At 47.2% G+C, this 15,355-nt stretch carries 8 protein-coding genes, 2 tRNA genes and 2 rRNA genes; 4 read left to right on the top strand and 8 right to left on the bottom strand.

What is annotated here, in order from left to right; all coding sequences use genetic code 11:
- Nucleotides 1-31 precede the first annotated feature (31 nt).
- The 8 genes from ACRRS0_RS00120 to pepQ all read right to left on the bottom strand — a co-directional run bounded on the left by ACRRS0_RS00120 (nt 32) and on the right by pepQ (nt 9,404).
- A 23S ribosomal RNA gene (locus tag ACRRS0_RS00120) occupies nt 32-2,919 on the bottom strand.
- A 235-nt stretch (nt 2,920-3,154) separates the two neighbouring features.
- A tRNA-Ala gene (locus ACRRS0_RS00115) sits at nt 3,155-3,230 on the bottom strand.
- Nucleotides 3,231-3,253: 23 nt separating this feature from the next.
- A tRNA-Ile gene (locus ACRRS0_RS00110) sits at nt 3,254-3,330 on the bottom strand.
- 75 nt (nt 3,331-3,405) lie between these two features.
- Nucleotides 3,406-4,948, bottom strand: a 16S ribosomal RNA gene (locus tag ACRRS0_RS00105).
- The 16S and 23S rRNA genes sit together here with 2 tRNA genes alongside, the layout of an rRNA operon.
- Before the next feature lie 432 nt (nt 4,949-5,380).
- Nucleotides 5,381-5,926, bottom strand: a complete 546-nt coding sequence (hemG, locus tag ACRRS0_RS00100; protein ID WP_432455232.1) for a menaquinone-dependent protoporphyrinogen IX dehydrogenase — start codon at nt 5,924-5,926, stop codon at nt 5,381-5,383.
- Nucleotides 5,927-5,928: 2 nt separating this feature from the next.
- Nucleotides 5,929-7,386 carry a TrkH family potassium uptake protein gene (locus ACRRS0_RS00095; RefSeq protein WP_432455233.1) on the bottom strand — a complete coding sequence of 486 codons (1,458 nt, stop codon included), beginning with the start codon at nt 7,384-7,386 and terminating at the stop codon, nt 5,929-5,931.
- 69 nt (nt 7,387-7,455) lie between these two features.
- Nucleotides 7,456-8,088 carry a YigZ family protein gene (locus ACRRS0_RS00090; protein ID WP_432455234.1) on the bottom strand — a complete coding sequence of 211 codons (633 nt, stop codon included), beginning with the start codon at nt 8,086-8,088 and terminating at the stop codon, nt 7,456-7,458.
- Nucleotides 8,079-9,404, bottom strand: coding sequence for a Xaa-Pro dipeptidase (pepQ, locus tag ACRRS0_RS00085; RefSeq protein WP_432455235.1), 1,326 nt, complete (start codon nt 9,402-9,404; stop codon nt 8,079-8,081). Before pepQ ends, ACRRS0_RS00090 begins: the two co-directional genes overlap by 10 nt.
- 271 nt (nt 9,405-9,675) lie before the next feature.
- Here pepQ and fadB point away from each other — a divergent pair, with 271 nt between their 5' ends.
- The 4 genes from fadB to ACRRS0_RS00065 all read left to right on the top strand — a co-directional run bounded on the left by fadB (nt 9,676) and on the right by ACRRS0_RS00065 (nt 15,292).
- Nucleotides 9,676-11,835: a fatty acid oxidation complex subunit alpha FadB gene (gene fadB / locus ACRRS0_RS00080; RefSeq protein WP_432455236.1), complete on the top strand. Its 2,160-nt coding sequence runs from the start codon at nt 9,676-9,678 to the stop codon at nt 11,833-11,835.
- A 14-nt stretch (nt 11,836-11,849) separates the two neighbouring features.
- Entirely contained in the window at nt 11,850-13,013 is a 1,164-nt protein-coding gene (gene fadA / locus ACRRS0_RS00075) for an acetyl-CoA C-acyltransferase FadA (protein ID WP_432455237.1), read from the top strand.
- A 133-nt stretch (nt 13,014-13,146) separates the two neighbouring features.
- Complete coding sequence (locus ACRRS0_RS00070) at nt 13,147-13,863, top strand: response regulator (protein ID WP_432455238.1); 717 nt, start codon at nt 13,147-13,149, stop codon at nt 13,861-13,863.
- Nucleotides 13,853-15,292 (top strand): ATP-binding protein, encoded by a 1,440-nt coding sequence (locus ACRRS0_RS00065; protein ID WP_432455239.1) that lies wholly within the window; start codon nt 13,853-13,855, stop codon nt 15,290-15,292. Before ACRRS0_RS00070 ends, ACRRS0_RS00065 begins: the two co-directional genes overlap by 11 nt.
- The last annotated feature ends 63 nt before the right edge of the window (nt 15,293-15,355 follow it).

The following is a 15,355-nucleotide window of genomic DNA, read 5'->3' as shown; positions in this document are numbered from 1 at the left end:
GTATCTATAAGCAACACCCTTTAGGTGTTGTATGGTTAAGCCTCACGGGTAATTAGTACAAGTTAGCTCAATGCCTCACAGCACTTACACACCTTGCCTATCAACGTTGTAGTCTCCAACGGCCCTTCAGAGGACTTAAAGTCCTAGTGAGAATTAATCTCAAGGCCTGCTTCCCGCTTAGATGCTTTCAGCGGTTATCAGTTCCGAACGTAGCTACTGGGCAATGCTATTGGCATAACAACCCAAACACCAGCGGTTCGTCCACTCCGGTCCTCTCGTACTAGGAGCAGCTCCCTTCAATTCTCAAACGCCCACGGCAGATAGGGACCGAACTGTCTCACGACGTTCTAAACCCAGCTCGCGTACCACTTTAAATGGCGAACAGCCATACCCTTGGGACCGACTTCAGCCCCAGGATGTGATGAGCCGACATCGAGGTGCCAAACACCGCCGTCGATATGAACTCTTGGGCGGTATCAGCCTGTTATCCCCGGAGTACCTTTTATCCGTTGAGCGATGGCCCTTCCATACAGAACCACCGGATCACTATGACCTACTTTCGTACCTGCTCGACGTGTCTGTCTCGCAGTTAAGCTGGCTTATGCCATTGCACTAACCGTACGATGTCCGACCGTACTTAGCCAACCTTCGTGCTCCTCCGTTACTCTTTGGGAGGAGACCGCCCCAGTCAAACTACCCACCAGACACTGTCCGCATCCCGGATAACGGGACAACGTTAGAACATCAACACTACAAGGGTGGTATTTCAAGGTCGGCTCCACATCATCTAGCGACAACGCTTCAAAGCCTCCCACCTATCCTACACATGTAGGGTCAATGTTCAGTGTCAAGCTGTAGTAAAGGTTCACGGGGTCTTTCCGTCTAGCCGCGGGTACACCGCATCTTCACGGCAATTTCAATTTCACTGAGTCTCGGGTGGAGACAGCTTGGCCATCATTACGCCATTCGTGCAGGTCGGAACTTACCCGACAAGGAATTTCGCTACCTTAGGACCGTTATAGTTACGGCCGCCGTTTACCGGGGCTTCGATCAATAGCTTCGCTTGCGCTAACCACATCAATTAACCTTCCGGCACCGGGCAGGCGTCACACCGTATACGTCATCTTTCGATTTAGCACAGTGCTGTGTTTTTAATAAACAGTTGCAGCCAACTGGTATCTGCGACTGCCGTCAGCTTAGGGAGCAAGTCCCATCACCAACAGCAGCGTACCTTCTCCCGAAGTTACGGTACCATTTTGCCTAGTTCCTTCACCCGAGTTCTCTCAAGCGCCTTGGTATTCTCTACCCAACCACCTGTGTCGGTTTGGGGTACGGTTTCGTATAATCTGAAGCTTAGAGACTTTTCCTGGAAGCAGGGCATCAACCACTTCATCACCTTAGTGACTCGTCATCAATCCTCAGCCTTAGACACCCGGATTTTCCTAAGTGTCCAGCCTACAACCTTAAACGCGGACTACCAATCGCCGCGCTGGCCTAGCCTTCTCCGTCCTCCCATCGCAATTATACGAAGTACAGGAATATTAACCTGTTTCCCATCGACTACACTTTTCAGTCTCGCCTTAGGGGCCGACTCACCCTGCTCTGATTAACATTGAACAGGAAACCTTGGTCTTTCGGCGAGGGGGCTTTTCACCCCCTTTATCGTTACTCATGTCAACATTCGCACTTCTGATACCTCCAGCAATCCTTACGAATCACCTTCAACGGCTTACAGAACGCTCCTCTACCGCACTTGCAAAGCAAGTACCCGTAGCTTCGGTGCATAGCTTAGCCCCGTTACATCTTCCGCGCAGGCCGACTCGACCAGTGAGCTATTACGCTTTCTTTAAATGATGGCTGCTTCTAAGCCAACATCCTGGCTGTCTAAGCCTTCCCACATCGTTTCCCACTTAGCTATGACTTTGGGACCTTAGCTGACGGTCTGGGTTGTTTCCCTTTTCACGACGGACGTTAGCACCCGCCGTGTGTCTCCCGGATAGTACTTAGTGGTATTCGGAGTTTGCAAAGGGTTGGTAAGTCGGGATGACCCCCTAGCCTTAACAGTGCTCTACCCCCACTAGTATTCGTCCGAGGCGCTACCTAAATAGCTTTCGAGGAGAACCAGCTATCTCCCGGTTTGATTGGCCTTTCACCCCCAGCCACAAGTCATCCGCTAATTTTTCAACATTAGTCGGTTCGGTCCTCCAATTGGTGTTACCCAATCTTCAACCTGCCCATGGCTAGATCACCGGGTTTCGGGTCTAATCCCAGCAACTATGCGCGCAGTTAACACTCGGTTTCCCTACGGCTCCGCTATTCGCTTAACCTTGCTACTGAAATTAAGTCGTTGACCCATTATACAAAAGGTACGCAGTCACCCCACAAAGAGGCTCCCACTGCTTGTACGTATACGGTTTCAGGTTCTATTTCACTCCCCTCACAGGGGTTCTTTTCGCCTTTCCCTCACGGTACTGGTTCACTATCGGTCAGTCAGGAGTATTTAGCCTTGGAGGATGGTCCCCCCATATTCAGACAACATATCACGTGTGCCGTCCTACTCGTTTTCACTTCAAATCACCTTTCGTGTACGGGGCTATCACCCGCTACGGCCAAACTTTCCAGCTTGTTCCACTAAATTATAAGAAGCTTAAGGGCTAATCCGGGTTCGCTCGCCGCTACTACCAGAATCTCGGTTGATTTCTTTTCCTCCGGGTACTTAGATGTTTCAGTTCCCCGGGTTCGCCTCGCAACGCTATGTATTCACGTTACGATACTGCATAAAATGCAGTGGGTTTCCCCATTCGGAAATCCATGTCTATTACGTCTTTTATCGACTCAACATGGCTTATCGCAGATTAACACGTCCTTCATCGCCTCTGACTGCCAAGGCATCCACCGTATACGCTTAGTCACTTAACCATACAACACCTAAATGTTGTCGCTTAAATCACTTGAATGGTCAGGCTGTATAAATCCTGCCACTCGAGTACGATCACCTTATTTTTTGAATACCAAAAACACTTGTTATTTAACTCGTATTTTTGAGATATTTTTTTATCAGCTTTTCCAAATTGTTAAAGAGCATTGGTTCATAAAAAAACCAAAGCTAAATGGCCATCTTTTGGCGACTTATCTTTGGTTTTTAGGTAAGAAGTGGTGGAGCTATGCGGGATCGAACCGCAGACCTCCTGCGTGCAAGGCAGGCGCTCTCCCAGCTGAGCTATAGCCCCATTTCTTACTAAAAGTTGCACCTTGGTAGGTCTGGGCAGACTTGAACTGCCGACCTCACCCTTATCAGGGGTGCGCTCTAACCAGCTGAGCTACAGACCTAAACAGGTGTCAACTTCTCTCTACTTTCTATCAAGCAATCTGTGTGAACACGTCACAAAACATAAACGTTCATAATAAGGAGGTGATCCAGCCCCAGGTTCCCCTAGGGCTACCTTGTTACGACTTCACCCCAGTCATGAACCACAAAGTGGTGAGCGTCCTCCCGAAGGTTAAACTACCCACTTCTTTTGCAGCCCACTCCCATGGTGTGACGGGCGGTGTGTACAAGGCCCGGGAACGTATTCACCGTGGCATTCTGATCCACGATTACTAGCGATTCCGACTTCACGGAGTCGAGTTGCAGACTCCGATCCGGACTACGACATGCTTTCTGGGGTCCGCTTGCTCTCGCGAGGTCGCATCCCTCTGTACATGCCATTGTAGCACGTGTGTAGCCCTGCCCGTAAGGGCCATGATGACTTGACGTCGTCCCCACCTTCCTCCGGTTTATCACCGGCAGTCTCCCTAGAGTTCCCACCATCACGTGCTGGCAAATAAGGATAAGGGTTGCGCTCGTTGCGGGACTTAACCCAACATCTCACGACACGAGCTGACGACAGCCATGCAGCACCTGTATCTAAGCTCCCGAAGGCACCAATCCATCTCTGGAAAGTTCTTAGTATGTCAAGGGCAGGTAAGGTTCTTCGCGTTGCATCGAATTAAACCACATGCTCCACCGCTTGTGCGGGCCCCCGTCAATTCATTTGAGTTTTAACCTTGCGGCCGTACTCCCCAGGCGGTCTACTTAATGCGTTAGCTGCGTTACCCACGGGTTAAACCCACAGACAACTAGTAGACATCGTTTACGGCGTGGACTACCAGGGTATCTAATCCTGTTTGCTCCCCACGCTTTCGTACATGAGCGTCAGTTTTTGTCCAGGTGGCCGCCTTCGCCACTGGTATTCCTTCAGATCTCTACGCATTTCACCGCTACACCTGAAATTCTACCACCCTCTACAAAACTCTAGCTTCCCAGTTCCAAATGCCATTCCCAGGTTGAGCCCGGGGATTTCACATCTGGCTTAAAAAGCCGCCTGCGTACGCTTTACGCCCAGTAATTCCGATTAACGCTCGGACCCTCCGTATTACCGCGGCTGCTGGCACGGAGTTAGCCGGTCCTTCTTCTGTCGCTAACGTCAAACAATATACGTATTAAGCATATTGCCTTCCTCACAACTGAAAGTGCTTTACAACCCGAAGGCCTTCTTCACACACGCGGCATGGCTGCATCAGGCTTTCGCCCATTGTGCAATATTCCCCACTGCTGCCTCCCGTAGGAGTCTGGGCCGTGTCTCAGTCCCAGTGTGGCTGATCATCCTCTCAAACCAGCTAGGGATCGTCGCCTTGGTGAGCCATTACCCCACCAACTAGCTAATCCCACTTGGGCTAATCTCTACGCGAAAGGCTCCGAAGAGTCCCCTCCTTTGGTCCGAAGACATTATGCGGTATTAGCAGTCGTTTCCAACTGTTGTCCCCCACGTAAAGGCATATTCCCAAGCATTACTCACCCGTCCGCCGCTCGTCATCTTCTAGCAAGCTAGAAATGTTACCGCTCGACTTGCATGTGTTAAGCCTGCCGCCAGCGTTCAATCTGAGCCATGATCAAACTCTTCAATCAAAGTTTTTTCGCTCAAAGTAAATACTGAAATTATTACTGTTAAAACAGTGTGTCACTCCAGTCCACTTAAGCTAATTTTTTTCGCTTAGTGCTCTGTGAGTGCTCACACAGATTGCTTGATAAATTGTTAAAGAGCGTTGCTTCTTGCGAAGCGAGGTGCGCATTCTACGCCATCCTCGGTGACTGTCAACCGCTTTTTTCAATCTTTTCCGAAGAAGTTTCCTAAGGAAAGTTTGAAGCGTTTAACCGTCGCTAATAAAGCCTCAGGCCTTACCAACCCTGACCGCTTGCTGCTGCGCTATTGCGTGCTGCCCGCCGTGTCAGTGGAGTCGCATTATAGGGATCCGCGCTTACGGTGCAAGCCTTTTTTGAAGAAAATCACAGTTTTTTGTTTAACTGCTCAAAGCTTATACAGCCGCTTACAAAAAACCATCAACTTGCGCTTTTATTACTCAGCTTGCCAAACAAAATGGAGAATTGATTAACCTTTGCCCAATCGGTTAACTCTATATCTTGACTAGTATCGGTACTGCCACCCGTTATTTTCATGATCAACTGGATAATGAGAGTCTGCCACCAGTTATAACGTGAATAAAGCAGCGCGCCTGCAAATATCGCCTGCAAATTTGGCATCCAAGCGGCATTGTGATTTAGCTTCTGCATATAGACGCTGGTTTCTGGACGACTCTTTTCTGGTTTACGAGCCGTTAGACATACACCAAAAAAAGCCACCGGCATTTTTGCCAGCGACTTTTGATAGGTCGCCAGATATTCAAACAACTGCGGACGAAACTTACCATAACGGATTGAGGCACCAATCAGAACCTTGGTGTATTGACTGAGATCTGGCCAGCTTGTCCTCTGGTCAAGTGAGACATAGTCGACCTGAACATCTGGCTCGGCTTGTTGGGCAACGATATGCTGAGCAATTTTTAAGGTTTGACCCTCACAACTTGAATATAACACCAATAATTTCATGACTAACTTTTCCAAAAAACCGGAGTGAATAGTACTAATAAGGTAAACACTTCTAAGCGACCAAATAACATAGCAATCAACAATACCCACTTACTGGCATCGGTAATATCTGAGTAGTGTACCGCGACTTGACCCAGACCAGGGCCTAAGTTATTCAAACAGGCGACCACCGCTGAAAACGCCGATAACTCGTCCATCCCCGCCGCTATCAATGACAACATACAGATCACAAACACGAGGGCATACGCAGAAAAGAATCCCCAGACCGCTTCTAATACTCGGTCAGGAAGCGCCTTATTGGCCAATTTAATTTGGTAGACCGCACGAGGATGTACCAAACGCTTTAACTCACGCATGCCTTGTAAACTCAATAAGAAAACCCGAATCACTTTGAGTCCCCCGCCAGTAGAACCCGCACAGCCACCAATGAAGCTAGAAAAAACTAATAACACGGGTAGGAACAGCGGCCACTCAGAGAAACTGGTGGTGGTAAACCCAGCGGTTGTAGAAATAGAGACCGATTGAACAAAAGCTTGGTCTAAGGCAAATGCTGCTGAATCATAAACTTGTTGACCCAGTAACACTGCAAAACACACTAAAGTTAAACAAATTTGTATAAAGAAGAAGGCGCGGCATTCGGGATCGAGAAAATAGTATTTAAAAGTAATGCTTCTACTGTTGATGGCCGCAAAATGCAGCGAGAAGTTAATCCCCGAGATAATTAAAAATACCGCACAGATGGTATTAATTAAGGCGCTGTCAAAATGCCCTAAACTAGCATCATACGTAGAAAACCCACCAATCGCGATAGTTGAAAAAGCATGACAAACGGCATCAAATATTGACATTCCGGCCAGCCAGAATGCGACCCCACAACTCACCGTTAAAAATAAATAGATATACCAAAGCACCTTGGCGGTCTCGGCGATCCGCGGGGTCATTTTTTTATCTTTGACTGGACCAGGAATTTCCGCGCGGTAAAGCTGCATTCCTCCAACACCGAGGATCGGCAAAACAGCCACTGCCAAAACGATGATCCCCATCCCTCCTAACCATTGCAGCATTTGCCGGTAAAACAAAATCGCTTTCGGCAAATATTCAATCCCGACAATAACTGTCGCGCCGGTGGTCGTGAGCCCAGAGAACGATTCAAAGAAAGAATCGGTGATACTCATATTTGGCTGTTCGGACAAGATAAAAGGTAAGGCCGCAACACTCCCCAACACCGTCCAAAACAACACCACAATTAGAAAGCCTTCTTTAGCCTTTAGCTCTGTTTTTTGTTGCCGCTGTGGAAACCATAATAGAAACCCAGCGCTAATACAGATAGCAAAAGCAGCCATAAAGGCTTTACCGGCACCGTCTTTATATACCGCAGCGACAACGGCCGGAATAATCATGGTGAGGCTAAATAGCATCACAAGTAATCCGACGATCCTAACTATCGCCCTGATTTGCATCGGTATTGTTTCTCTTATTAGATTGAGATAATGCTGTATATCTTGAAGTAAAGCATCACCTATGACAACTTAAGCACGTAGCTTAGTCACGACAATTTGCCCACTCGATAAATTAATCAGCTGTTGTTTAAATCCAGCATATTCACTGATTGGTAAACTCACCTGCATTTTTGCCTGATTGCTAAATTCGGTCTCCAGTTTTACCCCTTGAACCTTATTCAGCAACATTTCTACTTGAGTCGTAAAGGCGTAATCAAATTCTAGATCACAACATCCACAACCAATTACGGGTTCAGTTTGCAGTAATTTTAATGCTTGTTGTACGCCACCACCATAAGCCCTGACTAAGCCCCCAGTCCCCAACTTGATGCCTCCAGAATAACGAACCACCACCGCTAATATTTGGCCTAAGCCGCGGCCTTGTAACTGCGCTAACATCGGTTTTCCCGCGGTACCAGAAGGTTCTCCATCATCACTAAAACCTAAGCACTGAGAATCCAGAGGATGGCCGGCAATAAACGCCCAGCAATGATGACGCGCCTGAAGATGCTGCGACTTTATCTCAGCAAGCTGTTGTTGGGCCTGCCGACGATCCGCTACTGGCGCGATAATACTAATAAAACGACTACGCTTAATTTCTTGTTCTCGGCTTACCAACTGCGAGGGACGTAAATAACTATCAGTTTGAATGTTTAACTCCAATTGCCCGCACGCGTTAAGTTGTCACAACTCAACGCGGTAATTACCACATTATCTTCGATACGGATCCCACCAAAGCGGCGCATTTCATCAACCCGAGACCAATTAATCAAGCGAGTGTGCTCAGATTCAGCCAATTCGGCTAATAAAGAAGGGATAAAATAAAGACCAGGCTCAATTGTCAGTACTTGTCGAGGTTCCAGCATGCGGGTACAACGCAGAAAGGGATCGAGAGTTGGAGCCGCGAGTACCGTACCATCTTCATCTTGCATCAAACCGCCCACATCGTGCACTTGTAAACCAAGGTGATGGCCCAAACCGTGAGGAAAAAAACAACGGGTAATTCCCGTTTCAACAGCTGCTGCGGCACTACAATAAACAAATTCAAAATCCACCAGCAATTTGGCCAATTTACGATGCGCTTTAAGGTGTAAATCGGTATAGCGATAACCCGGTTTCAGATCGTTCACCAGCGATTGTTGTAATATATCCATTTCCAGCACCAGCTCTGCAAATAAACCTTTTCTATAAGCATAACTGCGGGTGATATCGGCAGCATAGCCGCGGTACTCGGCCCCCGCGTCAATTAACAATGAATAACGTTTTTGCTCGGCTAACTTACTGGCACTTAAAGCGGTGTAATGCAATATGGAGGCGTTTTCATTTAAAGCTATAATATTAGCGTAAGGAAGTGAGTGCTCACCTCGCCCTAAGCTTGAGAGGTAAGCCAAGTTCATTTCAAATTCTGATGCACCCGCCAAAAACAGCTCCTTGGCGACTAGATGCGCTTTCACCGCACGATGATTCGCTTCCTGAATACACTCTAACTCGTAATCAGTTTTATAAGCACGGTAATAATGTAAGTAATTTAAAACCAACTCTGGATTGCGTTCACCAATTTCCAAAGCTTCGGCTAATTCAGGATGCTCCCCAATATAGGCGCAGCGTTGTCGTTGTTTCGGCAAAAAAGGCTCGATATCTTGTGGATGCTTCATCACTCGGATGTCAAAAAAGTCGACCCAAAATCCACTAGGGCTGGAAGTAGCCTTATGCCAGTAATCGCTCGCTTGATGATAAATCAGCGTCGGCTTATCAACACCGTTGACCACTAACCAACAATGCGGATGCTCGGTTAAAGGCAACCAATGTTTAAAGTGAGGATTGGTTTGAAAAGGGTAATGCTGATCATCCAAAAAAATTCGCAAAGGATAGCCAGAGTGAATGATTAAAGCCTCTAATTGCTCGCGCTCTAATACATCGGCAACCCGCAACTGTAACTGCTCTATATGCTGGGTAAACAGTTGTTGAATAGTTGGCATTACACTCTCCCTACGACTATTAGTTAGCTTGTTAGTTATAGCGCATTTAACACAAACATAGTTGGATCTAGAGCATTTAATTTAGCATGACTTAATTTTATTTACTCGTGTTTACAGCGACCTTTTGTGCCACAAACAACAAATTATCAAACAAGTGTTTAAAATGAGCGTTATATTTGCTTTAATGTTTGAGTAACAACTTGATTACATATTTAACCTCTAGTCCCTACACAAAACTGGTGCTATGTACATCAGCAACAAGGAGAGCAGAATGATATATCAAGGCGAGAACCTGAGTGTTCGCTATATTGCCGCTGGCATCGCTGAATTAACATTCGATGCCAACAAAGGAAGTGTCAATAAATTAGACCGCAGCACGTTAATCTCTTTAGCAGAAGCGATAGAGACCTTGCAGCAACAAAGTGAATTAACAGGCTTATTAGTCAGCTCGAGCAAAGATAGCTTCATCGTGGGCGCTGACATCACCGAGTTCTTAGGCTTATTTGCGCTTCCCGAGGCTGAACTCGCCGCGTGGCTCACCAAAGCAAATGATATTTTTAACGCCTTAGAAGATCTTAATGTGCCAACTATTTCGGCAATTAATGGCTTTGCGCTAGGCGGTGGTTGTGAGCTCATTCTTGCTACCGACTTGCGGGTTGCTGACAGTAACGCCAGCATCGGTCTGCCAGAAACTCAACTGGGTATTATGCCGGGTTTTGGTGGCACCGTGCGATTGCCACGGGTGATTGGTGCCGATAACGCCATGGAATGGATCACCACCGGTAAAACTTATAAGGCTGCCGAAGCACTCAAATTTGCTGCACTTGATGCGATGGTTCACCCCGATAACCTCAAATCAGCCGCTTTGAGTATGCTTGAAGATGCAATTACCGGCAAAATTGATTGGCAAGAGCGACGCCAAGTAAAGCTCAGTCCACTCAATTTAAATAAAGTTGAAGCAATGATGAGCTTTAACTGTGCCAAAGGGTTGGTGATGGCCAAAGCCGGACCTCACTACCCTGCTCCCATGACTGCAGTCTCGACCATTGAAAAAGCAGCCAGTTTTAAACGTACAGAAGCATTAGCGCTAGAAGGCAAAAACTTCATCGGTTTGGCTCAATCGGATGTCGCGCAAGCATTGGTTGGTATCTTCTTAAACGATCAACAGCTTAAAGCTTTGGCCAAGAAGTCCAGTAAAAACGCCCAGCGAATTGAGCAAGCAGCGGTACTCGGTGCAGGTATTATGGGGGGCGGTATTGCCTACCAAAGTGCCAGTCGTGGTGTACCCGCAGTAATGAAAGACATCAATCAGGCGGCTTTAGATTTAGGCATGAACGAAGCCAGCAAATTACTCAATAAACAACTGGAACGCGGTCGCATTGATGGCCTAAAAATGGCTAAGGTTCTATCGGCCATTCAACCAAGTTTAAACTACCAATCGCTCGCGAATAGCAATATTGTGGTAGAAGCGGTGGTTGAAAATCCCAAAATCAAAGCAGCGGTACTCAAAGAAGTAGAACAACATGTGAGTGAAAACACCATCATTGTTTCAAATACTTCAACCATTCCAATCTCTTTGTTAGCTGACAATCTCTGTCGCCCAGACAAATTCTGTGGGATGCATTTTTTCAATCCAGTACATCGCATGCCACTGGTAGAAGTGATCCGTGGCAAACACAGCTCGCAAGCAACCATCGACAGTGTGGTGGCCTATGCAGCCAAGATGGGGAAAACCCCGGTGGTAGTCAATGATTGCCCGGGTTTCTTTGTTAATCGGGTGTTATTTCCCTACTTTTTTGGCTTTAGCCGCCTCATTCAAGATGGCGCAGATTTTGTCAAAGTAGATAAGATCATGGAAAAACAATTTGGCTGGCCAATGGGCCCCGCTTACTTATTAGATGTTGTGGGGATTGATACAGGCCACCACGCCGGTGCGGTGATGGCCGAGGGTTTTCCTGAGCGAATGAGCAAAGTCGGCGAAGATGCCATTGATCTAATGTATCAGGCGCAACGCTTTGGTCAAAAAAATGGATTGGGTTTCTATGCCTATACCAAAGATCAAAGAGGTAAACCCAAAAAAGATGCCGACCCAAGTACTTATCAGCTACTCACGGCACTCAGCCCGCAAAGCCAAGATTACAGCAGCCAGCAAATTATTGCCCGGATGATGATTCCGATGATTAACGAAGTGGTGCGTTGCTTAGAGGAAGGCATTGTGCAGAGCCCCGGAGAGGCAGACATGGCCTTGGTTTATGGTTTAGGTTTTCCACCGTTCCGTGGCGGGGTATTTCGCTACCTCGATAGCATGGGCTTGGCTGAATATGTCGCCTTGGCCGACCAGTACGCAGCTCTCGGACCACTCTACCAGGTTACAGACGGCCTACGCGCCAAAGCCGCAGCAGGCGAAACTTACTACGCGACACAAGGCTAATGGAGGAATATAAAATGAAAGAAGTGGTTATTGTAGATTGTATTCGCACCCCCATGGGCCGCTCTAAGAATGGCTGTTTTAGACATGTTCGCGCAGAAGACTTATCTGCACATTTAATGAAAGGCTTGTTAAAACGTAATCCAGCTCTCGATCCAAATGATATTGAGGATGTCTATTGGGGCTGTGTTCAACAAACCTTAGAACAAGGTTTTAATATCGCGCGCAATGCCGCCTTACTGGCGGGTTTACCACATACCACTGGCGCGGTCACGGTGAATCGTTTATGTGGTTCATCGATGCAAGCCTTACATGACGCGGCACGTGCCATCATGGCCGACCAAGGAGATATCTTTATCGTTGGCGGAGTAGAACATATGGGGCATGTTCCAATGAGCCATGGCGTCGACTTTCACCCTGGAATGACCAAGTCGGTGGCTAAAGCGGCAGGCATGATGGGCTTAACGGCAGAATTACTGTCGCAAATGCATGGTATTAGCCGCGAAGCAATGGACGCCTTTGGCGCTCGCTCCCACCGTCTAGCCCATCAAGCCACCATTGAGGGGCGCTTTGCCAGAGAAATTCTTCCCATCGAAGGGCATGATACCAATGGGACACTGAGCCTGATAGAAACTGACGAAGTGATCCGCCCTGAAACCACTATTGAAGGTCTCGCGCAACTCCGCCCAGCCTTTGACCCGGTTAACGGTAAAGTGACCGCGGGTACCTCCTCAGCCTTATCTGATGGGGCGTCGGCAATGCTCATCATGTCTGCCGAAAAGGCCGCGGAGCTGGGTTTACCGATCCGCGCGAAAGTTCGCGCCATGGCCATTGCTGGCTGCGATCCGTCCATTATGGGCTACGGGCCAGTGCCCGCCACCCAAAAGGCTTTAAAACGTGCTGGTTTGACGCTCGAAGATATCGACCTTTTCGAACTCAACGAAGCATTTGCCGCACAATCACTTCCTTGTGTGAAGGAACTGGGCCTCATGGACCAACTAGAAGACAAGATAAATCTGAATGGCGGAGCCATTGCTTTAGGCCATCCACTAGGCTGTTCTGGAACCCGTATCTCGACCACTCTGATCAACCTAATGGAAGCCAAAGATGCCAAGCTAGGGCTTGCAACCATGTGTATTGGTTTAGGACAAGGCATCGCAACAATATTTGAACGCCCCTAAATCTGCGGATAAAGAACCAATGGGAGCATTTAGCTCCCATTTTTCTTGCTTAATGATGTGAAGCATTTCGCCCCTGCCACGTTGTTTGTTATTCTTAGTACAAATGAATAACACTAATATTGAATAGACAACCATGGTTTTTGCAAAACAACTGCTCGTCGTTGATGATGACTTAGAAATTAGAAGCTTACTTGAGCAATACTTAAGTAAATCAGGCTTTGAAGTGATCAGTGCCAATGACGGTATAGAAATGGCAAAACTACTGGAAACCAATAAACCAGAACTCATCATTCTCGACATCATGTTACCGGGCGATGACGGCTTTACCTTATGCCAAAAAATCCGCCGAACCTCCAATGTACCAATTATCATGCTCACCGCTAATTCCGATGAAATGGATCGGATTGTTGGTCTCGAGTTGGGTGCCGATGATTACATTGGAAAACCGTTTAACCCTCGCGAACTACTGGCGCGAATTAAGGCCTTACTGCGCCGCTCTCAAGTCACCGCCAATGCTCAGCAAAATACTCGCTACATTCGTTTCGGCCAGTGGCGCCTAGATACTCAAAGTCAGCAACTGGAACATGAAGACGGAGAGACGCTGGAGTTATCCAGCAGCGATTACCGTTTATTGCAGCTATTTTTGCAACACCCGAACGAAACCCTCGACCGGGATACCATTAGTGATGCCACTCGCGGCCGCGAAAGCTTACCCATGGAGCGAGGAATTGACGTACAAATTAGCCGGCTACGCCAACGCTTAAAAGATGATGGCAGTCAGGCTCGGCTGATCCGTACCATTCGAGGCTCAGGTTACATGATGGTGACTCAAGTGAGTCATGAAGTTTAATCGGCTATTACAGCGGATAAAGCCAAATTCTTTATTAGCAAGAATGCTATTGCTGCTATTGCTCGCCATTGCACTGGCCCAAGGTGCCAGTAGCTTCATTTGGTTTTATCAGTTGCGCCAATCAGAGAGTGAAGGCCTTAGTGCCACCTCTCGCAACCTAGCGCTGAGCTTAGCCTCGACGGTGACATTTTTTGAATCTTTACCTTCTGAATATCGCCACATTGTACTCAATCAGTTACGTAAGATGGGCGGCACTCGCTTCTTTGTGTCACTCAATCGAGAGTACATTAAAATCAATTCCATTCCTGACAGTTATCACAAAAATCTGGTAATTCAAACGGTCAGCGATGTTCTGCATCGAGAACTCAATCGCAGCACTAAAATTGACGTTGACTTTTCCTTGCCCGATCAATTGCATGTCTTAAAAAACGATATATTACTACAAGACTTACCCTCTTCTTGGGCCTCGCATAGCCTGCAAATAAAACCCTTGAACCCACCCATATTGGTCACCCAAATAGAACTAGAAAGTGGAGAGTGGATTTACCTAGCTGCGCTACTCCCAGCCCCATATATGAACTTGGATGATAGTTTATTACCCAAGGGTCGCGTAATGTTTATCACCTTAATGACGGTCTTTCTGCTGGTTTTCACCTTCATACTCGTGCGCCGACAAACTCGTCCGCTACGCCGTTTAGCAAAAGCCGCCTCACGCCTTACGATCGACTTATTCCAAGCACCTTTGGTAGAAGAAGGCAGTGATGAAATTCGCAAAGCGACCCGTGCCTTTAATACCATGCAAAGTAAGCTAAAACGTTATATTGAAGATCGAGAACAGCTATTTCGTTCCATTTCTCATGATTTAAAAACCCCGATTACCCGGCTACGGCTACGCGCAGAATTGCTCGATGATGACAATGTCATTGACGCCTTCAATCGAGATTTAGATGAACTGGAAATTATGGCTAAAGGTGCCCTGCAAACGGTAAAAGACACCGATATCCATGAAAATCTAACCGATATCAACATCATGTCTCATCTAAAGTATTGTATCGAACCGTATCTCGATAAAGTCAGCGTGTTTGGAGAGACGAATTCCCCTTACCGTGGTAAACCCCTAGCGATCAAGCGCTGCATCGCTAATTTGATTGAGAATGGAATTAAATACGGTGACAAAATCGAAATTTATTTGCTCGATGATGACAACGAGCTTTGCTTGCTATTTGTCGATCATGGACCAGGGATCCCAGAAGCTCAATTAAGCGAAGTATTCAACCCTTATGTTCGCTTAAATAAAGCGAAGTCAGGTTCAGGCTTGGGCCTTGGTATTGCTCGTAATATCGCCCACGCTCACGGGGGAAATATATGCTTACAAAACCTGCCTCAAGGCGGCTTAGAAGTGAAACTGCGACTCCCTCACATCAAATAGAGCTCTAGTTAAGATTTGCTTCATCGGTTGGGTTTTATCTGCAGTATTCAGGCTAGTATGCTC

The sequence above is a fragment of the Agarivorans sp. QJM3NY_29 genome (genome assembly GCF_050870835.2).
GTDB lineage: Bacteria > Pseudomonadota > Gammaproteobacteria > Enterobacterales > Celerinatantimonadaceae > Agarivorans.
The sequence above is the reverse complement of the archived record's forward strand: the minus strand, read 5'-3'. Positions and strand labels throughout refer to the sequence as shown.